This window comes from Cedecea neteri (assembly GCF_000758325.1).
Lineage (GTDB): Bacteria > Pseudomonadota > Gammaproteobacteria > Enterobacterales > Enterobacteriaceae > Cedecea > Cedecea neteri_B.
Genome location: NZ_CP009459.1, coordinates 1,330,869 through 1,345,440 on the forward strand (window position 1 = coordinate 1,330,869; position 14,572 = coordinate 1,345,440).

The 14,572-nt window shown below is 55.0% G+C and carries 13 protein-coding genes and 1 riboswitch; of the genes, 3 read left to right on the top strand and 10 right to left on the bottom strand.

Features of this window, described 5'->3' with window-relative positions; all coding sequences use genetic code 11:
• Positions 1-70: 70 nt before the first annotated feature.
• Together rpoC and LH86_RS06275 are read left to right on the top strand one after the other, a co-directional pair.
• The gene (gene rpoC / locus LH86_RS06270; protein ID WP_039299359.1) at positions 71-4,291 is read left to right on the top strand and encodes a DNA-directed RNA polymerase subunit beta'; all 4,221 of its coding nucleotides are present in this window, start codon (positions 71-73) and stop codon (positions 4,289-4,291) included.
• A 151-nt stretch (positions 4,292-4,442) separates the two neighbouring features.
• Positions 4,443-5,507: an alpha/beta hydrolase family protein gene (locus LH86_RS06275; protein ID WP_039299362.1), complete on the top strand. Its 1,065-nt coding sequence runs from the start codon at positions 4,443-4,445 to the stop codon at positions 5,505-5,507.
• Here the strand turns inward: LH86_RS06275 and LH86_RS06280 are convergent.
• From LH86_RS06280 to LH86_RS06325, 10 genes are all read right to left on the bottom strand, one after another.
• On the bottom strand, positions 5,446-6,468 hold the full coding sequence (locus LH86_RS06280) for a helix-turn-helix domain-containing protein (RefSeq protein ID WP_039299364.1): 1,023 nt from the start codon (positions 6,466-6,468) through the stop codon (positions 5,446-5,448). The genes LH86_RS06275 and LH86_RS06280 overlap by 62 nt on opposite strands.
• Positions 6,469-6,616: 148 nt before the next feature.
• Entirely contained in the window at positions 6,617-6,934 is a 318-nt protein-coding gene (locus tag LH86_RS06285) for a PTS lactose/cellobiose transporter subunit IIA (protein ID WP_008460153.1), read from the bottom strand.
• A gap of 3 nt (positions 6,935-6,937) precedes the next feature.
• Complete coding sequence (locus LH86_RS06290; RefSeq protein ID WP_008460154.1) at positions 6,938-7,243, bottom strand: PTS sugar transporter subunit IIB; 306 nt, start codon at positions 7,241-7,243, stop codon at positions 6,938-6,940.
• A 319-nt stretch (positions 7,244-7,562) separates the two neighbouring features.
• Positions 7,563-8,696, bottom strand: coding sequence for a 2-iminoacetate synthase ThiH (gene thiH, locus LH86_RS06295; protein WP_039299367.1), 1,134 nt, complete (start codon positions 8,694-8,696; stop codon positions 7,563-7,565).
• Positions 8,696-9,475 (bottom strand): thiazole synthase, encoded by a 780-nt coding sequence (gene thiG, locus LH86_RS06300; protein WP_039299371.1) that lies wholly within the window; start codon positions 9,473-9,475, stop codon positions 8,696-8,698. Before thiG ends, thiH begins: the two co-directional genes overlap by 1 nt.
• A 1-nt stretch (position 9,476) precedes the next feature.
• On the bottom strand, positions 9,477-9,677 hold the full coding sequence (gene thiS, locus LH86_RS06305; protein WP_039299373.1) for a sulfur carrier protein ThiS: 201 nt from the start codon (positions 9,675-9,677) through the stop codon (positions 9,477-9,479).
• Positions 9,661-10,416 carry a HesA/MoeB/ThiF family protein gene (locus tag LH86_RS06310; protein ID WP_039299375.1) on the bottom strand — a complete coding sequence of 252 codons (756 nt, stop codon included), beginning with the start codon at positions 10,414-10,416 and terminating at the stop codon, positions 9,661-9,663. The genes thiS and LH86_RS06310 overlap by 17 nt, the downstream gene beginning before the upstream one ends.
• Positions 10,409-11,044 carry a thiamine phosphate synthase gene (gene thiE, locus LH86_RS06315; protein WP_156107013.1) on the bottom strand — a complete coding sequence of 212 codons (636 nt, stop codon included), beginning with the start codon at positions 11,042-11,044 and terminating at the stop codon, positions 10,409-10,411. Before thiE ends, LH86_RS06310 begins: the two co-directional genes overlap by 8 nt.
• Positions 11,044-12,945, bottom strand: coding sequence for a phosphomethylpyrimidine synthase ThiC (thiC, locus tag LH86_RS06320; RefSeq protein WP_039299379.1), 1,902 nt, complete (start codon positions 12,943-12,945; stop codon positions 11,044-11,046). Before thiC ends, thiE begins: the two co-directional genes overlap by 1 nt.
• Positions 12,946-13,034: 89 nt before the next feature.
• Positions 13,035-13,145, bottom strand: a riboswitch (TPP riboswitch).
• A gap of 50 nt (positions 13,146-13,195) precedes the next feature.
• A complete protein-coding gene (locus LH86_RS06325) occupies positions 13,196-13,699 on the bottom strand; it encodes an Rsd/AlgQ family anti-sigma factor (RefSeq protein ID WP_008460161.1) in 504 nt (167 codons plus the stop codon).
• Between the two features lie 98 nt (positions 13,700-13,797).
• Between LH86_RS06325 and nudC the strand changes: the two genes are divergently transcribed.
• A complete protein-coding gene (gene nudC / locus LH86_RS06330) occupies positions 13,798-14,571 on the top strand; it encodes an NAD(+) diphosphatase (protein WP_039299382.1) in 774 nt (257 codons plus the stop codon).
• Position 14,572 lies beyond the last annotated feature (1 nt).

The following is a 14,572-nucleotide window of genomic DNA, read 5'->3' on the forward strand; positions in this document are numbered from 1 at the left end:
GCTCAAAAGGTCCAGGGTGCCCGGCTAACGCCGGGCATCACAGAGTGCTAACTCCGACGGGAGCAAATCCGTGAAAGACTTATTAAAGTTTCTGAAAGCGCAAACTAAAACCGAAGAGTTTGATGCGATCAAAATTGCTCTGGCATCGCCAGACATGATCCGTTCATGGTCTTTCGGTGAAGTTAAAAAGCCGGAAACCATCAACTACCGTACGTTCAAACCTGAGCGTGACGGTCTGTTCTGCGCCCGTATTTTTGGGCCAGTGAAAGACTACGAGTGCCTGTGCGGTAAGTACAAGCGCCTGAAGCACCGTGGTGTCATTTGTGAGAAGTGTGGCGTAGAAGTTACCCAGACTAAAGTTCGTCGTGAGCGTATGGGTCACATCGAACTGGCTTCTCCAACTGCCCACATTTGGTTCCTGAAGTCTCTGCCATCTCGTATCGGCCTGCTGCTGGATATGCCGCTGCGTGATATCGAGCGCGTGCTGTACTTTGAATCTTATGTTGTTATCGAAGGCGGGATGACCAACCTCGAGCGCCGTCAGATCCTGACTGAAGAGCAGTATCTGGATGCGCTGGAAGAGTTCGGTGACGAATTCGATGCGAAGATGGGTGCGGAAGCTATTCAGGCCCTGCTGAAGAGCATGGATCTGGAGCAAGAGTGTGAAACTCTGCGCGAAGAGCTGAACGAAACCAACTCCGAAACCAAACGTAAAAAGCTGACCAAGCGTATCAAGCTGCTGGAAGCGTTCGTTCAGTCTGGTAACAAACCAGAGTGGATGATCCTGACCGTTCTGCCGGTTCTGCCGCCAGATCTGCGTCCGCTGGTACCGCTGGATGGTGGTCGTTTCGCAACCTCAGATCTGAACGATCTGTACCGTCGCGTGATCAACCGTAACAACCGTCTGAAACGTCTGCTTGATCTGGCTGCGCCTGACATCATCGTACGTAACGAAAAACGTATGCTGCAGGAAGCGGTAGATGCCCTGCTGGATAACGGCCGTCGCGGTCGTGCCATCACCGGCTCTAACAAACGTCCTCTGAAATCTTTGGCCGACATGATCAAAGGTAAGCAGGGTCGTTTCCGTCAGAACCTGCTGGGTAAACGTGTTGACTACTCCGGTCGTTCTGTAATCACCGTAGGTCCATACCTGCGTCTGCATCAGTGCGGTCTGCCGAAGAAAATGGCACTGGAGCTGTTCAAACCGTTCATCTACGGCAAGCTGGAACTGCGTGGCCTCGCGACCACCATCAAAGCTGCTAAGAAAATGGTTGAGCGTGAAGAAGCTGTCGTTTGGGATATCCTGGACGAAGTTATCCGCGAACACCCGGTACTGCTGAACCGTGCACCAACTCTGCACCGTTTGGGTATCCAGGCATTTGAACCTGTTCTGATCGAAGGTAAAGCTATCCAGCTGCACCCGCTGGTTTGTGCGGCATATAACGCCGACTTCGATGGTGACCAGATGGCAGTACACGTTCCACTGACGCTTGAAGCTCAGCTGGAAGCGCGTGCGCTGATGATGTCTACCAACAACATCCTGTCTCCAGCGAACGGTGAGCCAATCATCGTTCCTTCTCAGGACGTTGTATTGGGTCTGTACTACATGACCCGTGACTGTGTTAACGCCAAAGGCGAAGGCATGGTGCTGACTGGCCCTAAAGAAGCTGAGCGTATTTATCGCGCTGGCCTGGCCTCTCTGCATGCGCGCGTTAAAGTGCGTATCACCGAATACGAAAAAGATGCTCAGGGCACATTCGTTGCGAAAACCAGCCTGATCGACACCACCATTGGTCGTGCGATTCTGTGGATGATCGTACCGAAAGGTCTGCCTTTCTCCATCGTCAACCAGGCGCTGGGTAAAAAGGCCATCTCTAAGATGCTGAACACCTGTTACCGTATTCTGGGCCTGAAACCGACCGTTATTTTTGCGGACCAGACGATGTACACCGGCTTTGCTTACGCAGCGCGTTCAGGTGCATCCGTTGGTATTGATGACATGGTCATCCCGGAGAAAAAATACGAGATCATCAGCGAAGCGGAAGCTGAAGTTGCTGAGATCCAGGAGCAGTTCCAGTCCGGTCTGGTTACCGCTGGCGAACGCTATAACAAAGTTATCGATATCTGGGCTGCGGCGAACGATCGTGTATCCAAAGCGATGATGGATAACCTGCAAACCGAAACCGTGATTAACCGTGACGGCGTCGAAGAGCAGCAGGTTTCCTTCAACAGCATCTACATGATGGCCGACTCCGGTGCTCGTGGTTCTGCAGCACAGATTCGTCAGCTGGCCGGTATGCGTGGCCTGATGGCTAAGCCAGATGGCTCCATCATCGAAACGCCAATCACCGCGAACTTCCGTGAAGGTCTGAACGTACTCCAGTACTTCATCTCCACTCACGGTGCTCGTAAAGGTCTGGCGGATACCGCACTGAAAACGGCGAACTCCGGTTACCTGACTCGTCGTCTGGTAGACGTTGCCCAGGATCTGGTCGTCACTGAAGACGACTGTGGCACCCTGGAAGGCATCACCATGACGCCAGTTATCGAAGGTGGCGACGTTAAAGAGCCGCTGCGCGATCGCGTACTGGGTCGTGTGACTGCTGAAGATATTCTGAAGCCTGGCACTGCGGATATCCTGGTTCCACGCAACACGCTGCTGCACGAACAGTGGTGTGACCTGCTGGAAGCTAACTCCGTTGACAGCGTGAAAGTCCGTTCCGTAGTAGGTTGCGAAACTGACTTTGGCGTGTGTGCTCACTGCTACGGTCGCGACCTGGCACGTGGTCACATCATCAACAAAGGTGAAGCTATCGGGGTTATCGCGGCACAGTCCATCGGTGAACCTGGTACACAGCTGACGATGCGTACGTTCCACATCGGTGGTGCGGCATCCCGTTCTGCTGCTGAATCCAGCATTCAGGTTAAGAACAAAGGTAGCATCAAGCTCAGCAACGCGAAGTCGGTTGTGAACTCCAGCGGTAAACTGGTTATCACTTCTCGTAACACAGAGCTGAAACTGATCGACGAATTCGGTCGTACCAAAGAAAGCTACAAAGTGCCTTACGGTGCTGTGATGGCGAAAGGTGATGGCGAGCAGGTTGCCGGCGGTGAAACCGTAGCAAACTGGGATCCACACACCATGCCGGTTATCTCGGAAGTGAGTGGTTTCATTCGCTTTACCGACATGATCGACGGCCAGACCATTACTCGTCAGACCGACGAGCTGACCGGTCTGTCTTCTCTGGTCGTTCTGGATTCTGCTGAGCGTACTGCGGGTGGTAAAGACCTGCGTCCTGCTCTGAAAATCGTTGATGCTAAAGGCAACGACGTTCTGATCCCTGGCACCGATATGCCGGCTCAGTACTTCCTGCCGGGTAAAGCGATTGTTCAGCTGGAAGATGGTATTCAGATCAGCTCCGGTGACGCCCTGGCGCGTATTCCACAGGAATCCAGCGGTACCAAGGATATTACCGGTGGTCTGCCACGCGTTGCTGACCTGTTCGAAGCCCGTCGTCCGAAAGAGCCGGCAATCCTGGCTGAAATCAGCGGTATCATTTCCTTCGGTAAAGAAACCAAAGGGAAACGTCGTCTGGTTATCACCCCGGTAGACGGTAGCGAGCCGTACGAAGAGATGATTCCGAAATGGCGTCAGCTTAACGTGTTCGAAGGCGAGCGTGTTGAACGTGGTGACGTTGTTTCCGATGGTCCAGAGTCTCCGCATGACATCCTGCGTCTGCGTGGCGTGTACGCTGTAACTCGTTACATCACTAACGAAGTACAGGACGTTTACCGTCTGCAAGGCGTTAAGATTAACGATAAACACATCGAAGTTATCGTTCGTCAGATGCTGCGTAAAGCCACCATCGTTAACGCAGGCAGCTCCGACTTCCTGGAAGGCGAGCAGGCTGAATACTCCCGCATTAAGATCGCTAACCGCGAACTGGATGCGAACGGCAAGATCAACGTGACCTTTGCACGCGATCTGCTGGGTATCACCAAAGCCTCTCTGGCAACCGAGTCCTTCATCTCCGCGGCATCGTTCCAGGAGACCACTCGAGTGCTGACCGAAGCAGCCGTTGCGGGTAAACGCGACGAACTGCGCGGCCTGAAAGAGAACGTCATCGTGGGTCGACTGATCCCGGCCGGTACCGGTTATGCGTACCACCAGGATCGTATGCGTCGCCGTGCAGCAGGTGAAATCCCTGCGGCACCTCAGGTGACTGCTGAAGACGCTTCTGCCAGCCTGGCAGAACTGCTGAACGCAGGCCTGGGCGGTAACGACGAGTAATCGTGCGATACGCCTGAAATAAAAAACCCGCTTCGGCGGGTTTTTTTATGTCTGAAATCGGTGAAAAACAGGTACTCGATCGTGTTTCAGGACGATTTGCCCAGCGAAGACAAACAGAATGCAGCTCTGTTTACTTCACCGGAGAATCACAATGTCACGGATCCTTTTCCTTTTTAGTTTGTTCTGTATGTTCAGCCAAACGGCCTATGGTGAAACCGCTTTTCGCCAGCGTCTACTGGATGAACAGAGTTCCCTGCCTCTTGAAATGGCCGTTTGGTATCCGACCCGGCAGACGGGCAATCCAGAGCTTGTTGGCGATAACGTTGTATTTAAGGGGACTCATGCGTTACTGAACGCCACCCCGGACAATGAAGTGCACCCGCTGTTGCTGCTATCCCACGGGTATGGCGGTAGCTGGCGCAATCTGAACTGGCTGGCAAGCCTGATGGCCGCTCAGGGCTATATTGTTGCGGCGGTGAATCACCCCGGGACAACATTTGGTAATAAAAATGAGGCCGAAGCGCAACGGCTTTGGCAGCGCCCTCAGGATCTCCGGCGAGTATTGGACGCGTTGATGGCTTCGCCAGACATTGCCGGGAAGATCGATCCGCAGCGCATCGCGGCCGTAGGGCATTCATTAGGCGGTTGGACAGTGATAGAACTGGCTGGTGGGCGTTTTGACGCTGACCGGTTCTTACAGGATTGTAAACTGCATTCAGTATTGTCAGGCTGTAAACTGCTGCACACCTTAGGGATAGACCGGCAGGAATCAGCGGCACCATTGTCGAAAGACGCTCGCGATCCGCGCATCAAAGCCATTGTCTCGCTTGATCTTGGCCTGGCCCGCGGTTTTTCACCCGCCAGCCTGGCACAAATAGCTGTCCCCGTTTTGGTCATGTCTGCCCAGTCAGACAGCGAAGAGTTACCCGCCAGTCTCGAGTCGGCATATCTGGCGCGTTATATTCCTCAAAAACAGCGTCGGGATGTTAGCGTACCAGGGGCGACGCACTTCAGCTTTATGCAATTATGTAAGCCAGGGGCTACCGAACTTATTGAGCAAGCAAACCCGGGAGAAGGCATTGTCTGTATGGATGGTGGCTCCATTAGCAGAGCAGCCATCCATGCTTCTCTTGGTCGTGAAATCGGCGAATTTGTTAATCAGGCACTGGATTTTCACCCGCTAAACGCCGGAAGTCCGTCGGGGTTGACCCACTAAGGCGGGCAAACTCTTTATTGAAGTGAGATTTTGTTGAGAAACCTGAGTCCAGCATGATTTGGGTCACCGGGACGCCGGTATTGCGCAGCAGTGCCTGAGCGTGCCTGACGCGAAACCCGTTGACCCACTGAGAGACATTGCAGCCGCAGATCTGATTTATGGCACGTGAAAGCTGTCGTGGCGCTATCCCTGATGCTTTTCCGATGAGGCTGAGCGTAATGTCAGGATCAAGAAACAACTTATCTTCTAAGAGGGTTTTCTCAATATGATGGTATAGCGCCGTCAACTCCTCGTCATTATGCTCCTGCACTGCTTCTTTCTGAGCATCAGGCATCTTTGGCGGAGGCGCGACTTTGCCCTTAAATACAACAGCCATACCGATAAACGGAAGTAGCAGCGTCTGGGATAGCGCCACTAATATCGGAGCCTGCATGCCTCCAAAAAAACGAAAATCTACCGCTATGGCTAAATCAACCAGGCCGGAAAAACAAAGGAAACAACCTGCGAAAAAAGCCGTCGATGCAGTGATGTTAGCATCACTTAACCGACTGAAAATAAAGCTATCAACGCCCAGGTGGGATATTTTGATCAAGGCAGAGCCATATCCGATAAACAAGAACATCAATGCGATATCCGTCATCGCTGGCGCCGCGAGATTCACGATCAGCGCTGAAAGAGGGGCAAGCCAGTAGGCTGCGATTTTTGGCCCACCGCGCTGCCTGGGCAGGCTGGCGAAGCAGTACCAGGCCAGTGGCGGAAGTGCAATCGCAGCAAGAGACTGGAGCTGGCGCAGAATGACGGCATCAAACGTCCACCGTAGCGCCGACATCAGGATCAGGATTGCACATCCCGAGAGGAATATCGCCGCATTACGGTATTCCGCATGCCTGGAAAACAGGATCTTCAACAGTAGAAGAAGGAGAACGGTTAACGTGTAAAAAGGCAGTGGGATGGCGGGCATAGTAATCTCTGTCGATGCAGCTCAAGGCTTTATGCAGTGTTATGCCACAAAACAAGGCGAAAGGCAGATCTCGACTTTTAGCAGTAGACGTAGATGAAAAACAAAATGCCCGCAATGCGGACATTTTGTCTGGTCAGGCTGAGCGAACTTATTTCACCAGCGGCAGGCGGCGGTAAAGCTCAATCATATCGGTGGCCAGATCCTGAATGACCATCGCGTTCATCAGGTGATCCTGAGAGTGAACGGTAATCAGGTTTACCGGCAGTTTGCCGGAGCCTTCATCCAGGCCAATCAGTTGGGTCTGGATTTTATGGGCGTGTTTCACGAATTCGTGTGACTCTTCCATTGCCTTCTCGGCACCCTCAAAGTCACCTTTACGTGCCAGCTGCAGAGCAGTCAGGGCCTGGCTACGTGCGCTGCCGGCATTGACCAGCAGTTCCATAATAATTGACTCTAAATCTTCCACATCTTACTCCATCATTTTCAGGGCTTTATCAAGCACCACGTCGCCTTTCATCAAACCGTAATCCATCATGTCGATAACGGCGACTTTTTTACCCAGAGGATCGGCAAGGGCCTGAAGTTTGGCCTGCTCATATTTCACCTGCGGACCAAGCAGAACGATGTCGGCGCGTTCGATATTCTCTTTAAACTCTGCCACAGGCACAGCTTTGATAGAGACCTCGATGCCTTTCTTTTGTGCGGCATCAACCATACGTTGAACCAGAATGCTGGTCGACATACCTGCAGCACAACACAACACGATATTTTTCATAGTTCGCTCTCAATGTCCGAAGGATACAGAGATATTTATCCGTCAGAGGGGGAGGCAACAACCGCTTTAACCCGATTGTGTGTCAGGTATCACAAAAGAAACCACAGAAAACTGAAACCGGTTACATTTTTGCTTTTTCTCTAAGAATCAAGACGGCAGTTGAGAAGGCGGAGCGGCGTGAGGAAGCGTTTGCTGCCGCTCCGGTCAGTCATCTATGCTGACCGGAGGACAGTATTTGAACGGCAGGGAAGCGGCAACATCCTGGTGGCGTTCTTACGGTAAACGTCGAGACCTATCCTTCCGCTTGCCGTGTGTTACATCAGGGTTGCGCGTTCCTTCCCAAAAAGTGATCCCAGTCCTTCCAGACAGGCTGCAAACCTGACTGGCGGAGCACGGCGGCCACTTCCTGAGGCGTTCGGCCATCGTGAGGAGCAAACTGCTCAAGTTCTGGATGGTTATCGGCATAGCCGCCGGGCTGTGTTTTCGAAAACGCGCTGACGTTGTTTATCGCCAGCGGGATCACGTGGTCGCGGAACCACGGTGATTCTCTGGTTGAAAGCGACAGTTCCACGTCCGGCGCAAGCAGGCGGAATGCGCAGATCACCTGTACCAGTTGCTGTTCAGTCATGATTGAGGCTGGTTCTACGCCGCCGGTGCACGGGCGCAGGCGTGGGAAGGAGATGGAATAGCGGCTTTGCCAGTAGCGCTGCTGTAGCCAGAGCAAATGTTCAGCCACCATAAAACAATCGGTGCGCCAGCTGTCCGACAGCCCAATCAGCGCGCCGAGGCCGATTTTATCAATGCCCGCGCGTCCCAGCCTGTCGGGTGTTTCCAGTCGCCAGAAGAAATCCTGCTTGTTGCCCTTCAGGTGGTGCTGGGCGTAGGTCGCCGGGTGATAGGTTTCCTGGTACACCATCACGCCATCAAGCCCGAGGGTTTTGAGTTCGGCATACTCATGCTCGTCCAGCGGCTGGACTTCCATGTGCAGCGAACTAAAGCGGCTGCGGATAGCCGGCAGATGCTGGCGGAAATAATCCATGCCGACTTTGGTCTGGTGTTCGCCGGTCACCAGCAAAAGATGTTCGAACCCCAGCTCACGAATAGCTGCACATTCCCGTTCAATCTCCGCTTCATCCAGCGTTTTGCGTTTCAGCTTATTACTCATGGAAAAACCGCAATAGGTGCAGTCGTTGGCGCACAGGTTAGAGAGATAGAGCGGCACGTAAAAACTGACGGTGTTGCCGAAGCGCTGGCGCGTAAGCTGCTGCGCCCGCTGGGCAAGAGGCTCGAGGTAGCGGCTGGCGGCGGGGGAGAGCAAAGCCATCAAGTCCTCGCGCGTCAGGCGGGGCGAGTGAATTGCCCGTTCGACGTCCGCCGCCGTCTTACCGTTAATGCTCAGAGTGATATCGTCCCAGTCCAACTGCCGCCAGCGGTCGGTAAAGGTTTCCGCCATCAGGCATTCTCCTCGCTAAACTGCAGGAAACTGGTCAGCGGGCTGGAGGCCTGCGCCTGCTGGTGGCGAGAGCCTAACCCGGCCTGTGCCGCAAGGCTTCCAGCTTCCACGGCCAGACGGAACGCCTGAGCCATTTGCACCGGATCACGGGCGACCGCTATGGCGGTATTGACCAGCACGGCAGAAGCGCCCATCTCTAAGGCTTCGGCCGCATGGCTTGGGGCACCGATCCCCGCATCGACAACAACCGGCACGCGGGATTGCTCAATGATGATTTCCAGCAGCGCGCGGGTTTGCAAACCCTGATTTGAACCGATGGGCGCGCCGAGCGGCATCACGGCCGCACAGCCAGCTTCCTCGAGGCGTTTGCAGAGCACGGGGTCGGCGCCGCAGTAAGGCAGCACCACAAATCCTTGTTTGACCAGCGTTTCGGCGGCCTTCAGCGTTTCAATCGGGTCAGGAAGTAAATAGCGGGCATCAGGATGAATTTCCAGCTTAACCCAGTTTGTTCCCAGCGCTTCGCGGGCAAGCTGGGCTGCAAAAATAGCTTCTTCTGCCGTTTTTGCCCCGGAAGTATTGGGCAGCAGATGCACGCCCGCCTGCTGTAGCGGCAGAAGAATATCATCGCTATGGCCACGTAAATCCACGCGTTTCATTGCCATGGTGACAAGCTGTGAGCCAGAAGTACGAATCGCGTCGATCATCATCTGGCTGGAGGAGAATTTTCCGGTGCCGGTGAACAGGCGAGAGGAAAAGGTTTTATCGGCAATCTGTAACATGTCAGCCCCCGGCAATTGCCTGAAACAGCAGAATGATATCGCCCTCGCGCAGCAGATGATTGCTCCACTGGTCGCGCGGGATAATGGTTTGATTAACGGCGAGCGCCGCGCCAGTTTTGCCCTGATCAAGCTGGGCCAGAAGGGCTGCGAGCGTCAGGCCAGCCGTACATTCCAGAGGTTCATCGTTAAACTGAATGCGCATCGTGGCCTCCGCAGACCGGGCAGGTGGCTGATTTTTGCATCATTAGCGTGCGCCAGCTGTGCTGCCGGGCGTCAAACAGACGCAGCTCGCCAGTAGCCGGTGCCATACCGGTCAGCAATTTGATGGCTTCCAGTGCCTGGAGGGTACCCATCACGCCCACGACCGGGCCGATGACGCCGGAGGTGCGGCAGTTGCGTTCAGGTTCACTCTCGTCAGGCCAGACGCAGCGGTAGCAGCCATGCCCCCAGGGCGGTGTCAGGACCATCATCTGGCCGCCAAAACCGACGGCGCTGGCGGTGATAAGCGGCGTATTCCCGGCCACGCAGGCGGCGTTAACCGCCTGGCGGGTTGCCATATTGTCGCTACAGTCCAGCACCACGTCGGCTTCGTGCACGGCTTCTGTCAAAGAATCCCCCGTCAGCCTCTCTGTCAGCGAAACAATTTTTACGCCTGGGTTAAGGCGCTGCAAATGCTGGTGGGCCGCCGAAGATTTCGGGCGCTCAATATCTTCTGAAGTGAACAGGATTTGGCGCTGGAGATTGCTGATATGCACCTTGTCATCGTCCGCGACGATAAGCTTGCCTACGCCAGCGGCGGCGAGATACAGCGCGGCAGGTGAACCTAAGCCGCCCAGACCGACGACCAGCGCCGTGCTGGACAGCAGTTTTTCCTGCCCTTCAATCGCCACGTCTTCCAGCAGCAGCTGGCGGCTGTAGCGCATAAAATCCGCGTCATTCATCGCCAGTTCCTGCCAGGTCGAGTAATTGCCTCGTGGCCGCTCGCCAGTCGGGAGCCTGCGTAATGGCGCTGACGACGGCGACGCTGCCCACGCCGGTAGCTAACACGGCAGGCACACGATTGATGCTTATCCCGCCGATGGCGACAGTGGAATAATCACCCAGCGTCTGGATATGTTCTGCCAGCTTATTCAGCCCCTGCGGGGAGGAGGGCATTTGCTTGGTTTGGGTAGGGAAGACATGGCCCAGCGCAATGTAGGACGGGTTAGCGCTTAAGGCGCGATCCATTTCCATGTTGTCGTGGGTTGAAAGCCCCAGCCGAAGCCCGGCTTCGCTTATCGCCGCCAGATTGGCGACATCCATATCTTCCTGGCCGAGATGTACGCCGTAGGCGCCGTGTTTGATGGCCAGTCGCCAGTAGTCGTTGATGAACAGGCGGGCGTTGTAGCGTTCGCCCAGCGCAATGGCGGCGATGACGTCAGCTTCAACGTCTGCATCGCGTTTATCTTTAATGCGGAGCTGGATGGTTTTGACGCCCGCCCCGAGGAGGCGTTCGATCCACTCCACGCTGTCGACGACTGGATAAAGGCCCAGCCTGCGTGACGTGGCTGGGAAAATGAGTCTGGACATTATGCTTCCTCTTGTCTGAGATAAATTTCACCGCCCCGGGCGCGGAAGTGTTGGGACATATCTTCCATGCCAGCATCCCTCGCCTGTTTGGCAGCGTAATCGCGCACTTCCTGGGTGATCTTCATAGAGCAAAACTTCGGGCCGCACATGGAACAGAAATGCGCGACTTTGCCGGATTCCTGCGGCAGGGTTTCATCGTGGTAAGCGCGGGCGGTGAAGGGGTCGAGCGCCAGGTTGAACTGATCTTCCCAGCGGAATTCAAAGCGTGCTTTGGACATCGCGTTGTCGCGTATTTGCGCGCCCGGATGCCCTTTGGCCAGGTCCGCGGCGTGAGCGGCAATCTTGTAAGTGATCAGCCCCTGCTTAACGTCCTCTTTGTTCGGCAGGCCGAGGTGCTCTTTCGGCGTGACGTAGCAAAGCATCGCACAACCAAACCAGCCAATCATGGCGGCGCCAATGCCGGAGGTGAAGTGGTCATATCCCGGCGCGATATCGGTCGTGAGCGGACCAAGGGTGTAGAAAGGTGCTTCGTGACAATGCTCCAGTTCTTCGGTCATGTTGCGGCGAATCATCTGCATCGGCACATGCCCCGGGCCTTCAATCATCACCTGGACATCGTACTCCCAGGCAATTTTGGTCAACTCGCCCAGCGTATGCAGTTCGGCAAACTGAGCTTCGTCGTTGGCATCCTGGATGGAGCCCGGACGTAAGCCATCGCCCAGGGAAAGGGAAACGTCATAGGCGGCGCAGATTTCGCAAATTTCACGGAAGTGCTGATACAGGAAGTTTTCCTGATGATGGGACAGGCACCACTTCGCCATAATTGATCCCCCGCGTGACACAATTCCGGTCAGGCGCTTCGCGGTCATCGGGACATAGCGAAGCAGCACGCCCGCATGAATGGTGAAGTAATCCACGCCTTGCTCTGCCTGCTCCAGCAGCGTGTCACGGAACATCTCCCAGCTCAGGTCTTCGGCGATACCGTTCGCTTTCTCCAGTGCCTGGTAGATGGGGACTGTGCCGATGGGCACCGGGCTGTTACGCAGGATCCATTCCCGCGTTTCGTGAATATAGCGGCCGGTTGAAAGGTCCATCACCGTGTCTGCCCCCCAGCGGGTGGCCCACACCAGCTTCTCCACCTCCTCTTCAATAGAAGACGTGACCGCCGAGTTGCCGATATTGGCATTGACCTTCACCAGGAAATTGCGGCCGATAATCATCGGCTCTGATTCAGGGTGGTTGATATTGGCGGGAATAATCGCTCGCCCGGCGGCGACTTCATCCCGGACAAACTCCGGCGTGATGTTTTCCGGCAGGCGGGCCCCAAACCCTTCACCGGGATGCTGGTGGCGCAGGACAGCATCACGAATGCGCTCGCGCCCCATATTTTCACGAATGGCGATGAATTCCATCTCCGGGGTGACAAGGCCTTTGCGGGCGTAATGCAACTGGGTGACGCATTGTCCTGCTATTGCCCGGCGAGGTTTGGACTGAGTTTCAAAGCGCAATTCGTCCAGGCCGTCGTCGGCAAGACGCGCTTTTGTGTAAGCGGAGCTGCGTTCATCCAGCGTTTCGCTGTCGCCTCGGTCGGCAATCCAGGCGCTGCGTAGGGGATTTAGCCCGTGTAACACGTTTATGGCGATGTCGGGATCGCCATAGGGGCCGGAAGTATCGTAGACGGGGACAGCGTCGTTCGGCTGATATTGCGGGGCATCCTGGCTCCCACCGGTGAGCGTTGGGCTGAGCTGGATTTCGCGCATCGGGATGCGGATATCTTCGCGTGATCCGGTCAGATAGATGCGTCTGGAGTTAGGGAAGGCGGTGCCTTCAAGCGTGTTGATAAAGTGTTGGGCGGCGGCGCGTTGTTCGCGGCGGCCAGGTTTTTTTTCAGATGCAGACATAGCTCATTCCAGGTTTAGTCAGGATATGGCTTGTCAGGACAACGGAAGGAGTAATGGATATGGGCCGCCCGAGAACGGGTGTACCCAAAGACAGAATTACTCTTGTTCCCTTCGCAGGTTCTAACCTGATCAGGTTCCGCGGATCCCGAATTAACGGTCTCAGCCGGTGCATAACGCACTCGGCACTCCGACAAGAATGATCCCACCTTGCGGCGGGAAAGTTGTAAATTACTCGTTAATAGCTAACAACTCAAGCTGGACTTGCCAGCCCGGCAGGATCGCTGGCGCTGCCGTCAAGGTTGTTATCAATAGCCAGGAGGACTAGCTTATCCTCAAGGGTGAAGCGGGACTCCAGGCACTCGCCAATCTCCGACAGCGCCTGCTGAAACTCGACCCAGCTGTCGCGGTCGATGGCGTTTTCCAGATGGGAATCGTAGAGGTCCATGATTTGCTGGGTGTTAGCTTCCAGTTGAGGGTAAAGCTGGGCTGCGCTTAGCAGCGGACTGCTGCCTTCCAGGTTGCTGATGATTCGCTCGTAGATACTGAAATGACCGGAAGAGAGGTAATCCACCAGGCCGTGGCAAAAATTGTCTAACGCTTTTTCGTCGAGCGCGGTGTGCGATTCCTTGTTAGGCTTGATCCCGACCATGTTGTAATAGGCGACCAACAGGTGCTTACGGGCCTGCAGCCAATGGTCAACTAACTCATTACTACCACCAACGCGCTCAGTCAGATTGGCTAACTGGTTCAGCATGATTGAGACTCCGTGAGTTAAAAGATTGAACGCAAACTAACCCAAAAAAGTAAAAACTAATTGTTTATATCAGTGAACACGGGGATGTGCACCAGGTTATGGAACGTGTTATTCAAAACTTAGATCATGGTTGGTGGATAGTCAGCCATGAGCAAAAAATATGGTTGCCGCAGGGTGACTTACCTCACGGCAGCGCGGCAGAATTTCAGCTCATAGGCAGCCGCGCTCTGGATATCGGTGAGTGGGAAGGTGAGCCCGTCTGGTTGATTCGCGAAAATCGCCGCTCGGACATGGGCTCGCTGCGCCAGCTCCTGGATCGCGATGTGGGCCTGTTCCAACTGGCCGGGCGCGGCGTCCAACTGGCAGAGTTTTATCGCTCGCATAAGTATTGCGGTTACTGTGGGCATGAAATGCACTTCAGCAAAAACGAATGGGCGATGCTCTGCGGGCACTGTCGCGAACGCTATTACCCGCAAATCGCCCCCTGCATTATTGTCGCTATCCGTAAGGAAGATCATATCTTGCTGGCTCAGCACACGCGCCACCGCAACGGCGTCTACACCGTGCTGGCTGGGTTTGTCGAAGTGGGCGAAACACTGGAGCAGGCGGTGGCTCGCGAAGTCATGGAAGAGAGCAGCATTCAGGTGAAAAACCTGCGCTACGTAACTTCCCAGCCCTGGCCGTTCCCGCAGTCACTGATGACTGCATTCATGGCGGATTATCACAGTGGTGAAATCAAGATTGACCCGAAAGAGCTGCTGGATGCGGGCTGGTATCGCTATGACCAGTTGCCGCTGTTACCGCCGCCGGGCACCGTGGCGCGCCGCTTAATTGAAGATACCGTCGCCCTGTGTCGCGCGGACTATGAATGAT

What these genes read in the sequence shown, in the direction of transcription:
- LH86_RS06275 (WP_039299362.1), top strand. Translation starts at nt 4,443, where the DNA reads ATGTCACGGATCCTTTTCCTTTTTAGTTTGTTCTGTATGTTCAGCCAA.
- LH86_RS06280 (WP_039299364.1), bottom strand. Translation starts at nt 6,468, where the DNA reads ATGCCCGCCATCCCACTGCCTTTTTACACGTTAACCGTTCTCCTTCTT.
- LH86_RS06290 (WP_008460154.1), bottom strand. Translation starts at nt 7,243, where the DNA reads ATGAAAAATATCGTGTTGTGTTGTGCTGCAGGTATGTCGACCAGCATT.
- thiH (WP_039299367.1), bottom strand. Translation starts at nt 8,696, where the DNA reads ATGGCGGAAACCTTTACCGACCGCTGGCGGCAGTTGGACTGGGACGAT.
- thiG (WP_039299371.1), bottom strand. Translation starts at nt 9,475, where the DNA reads ATGTTACAGATTGCCGATAAAACCTTTTCCTCTCGCCTGTTCACCGGC.
- thiS (WP_039299373.1), bottom strand. Translation starts at nt 9,677, where the DNA reads ATGCGCATTCAGTTTAACGATGAACCTCTGGAATGTACGGCTGGCCTG.
- LH86_RS06310 (WP_039299375.1), bottom strand. Translation starts at nt 10,416, where the DNA reads ATGAATGACGCGGATTTTATGCGCTACAGCCGCCAGCTGCTGCTGGAA.
- thiE (WP_156107013.1), bottom strand. Translation starts at nt 11,044, where the DNA reads ATGTCCAGACTCATTTTCCCAGCCACGTCACGCAGGCTGGGCCTTTAT.
- thiC (WP_039299379.1), bottom strand. Translation starts at nt 12,945, where the DNA reads ATGTCTGCATCTGAAAAAAAACCTGGCCGCCGCGAACAACGCGCCGCC.
- LH86_RS06325 (WP_008460161.1), bottom strand. Translation starts at nt 13,699, where the DNA reads ATGCTGAACCAGTTAGCCAATCTGACTGAGCGCGTTGGTGGTAGTAAT.
- nudC (WP_039299382.1), top strand. Translation starts at nt 13,798, where the DNA reads ATGGAACGTGTTATTCAAAACTTAGATCATGGTTGGTGGATAGTCAGC.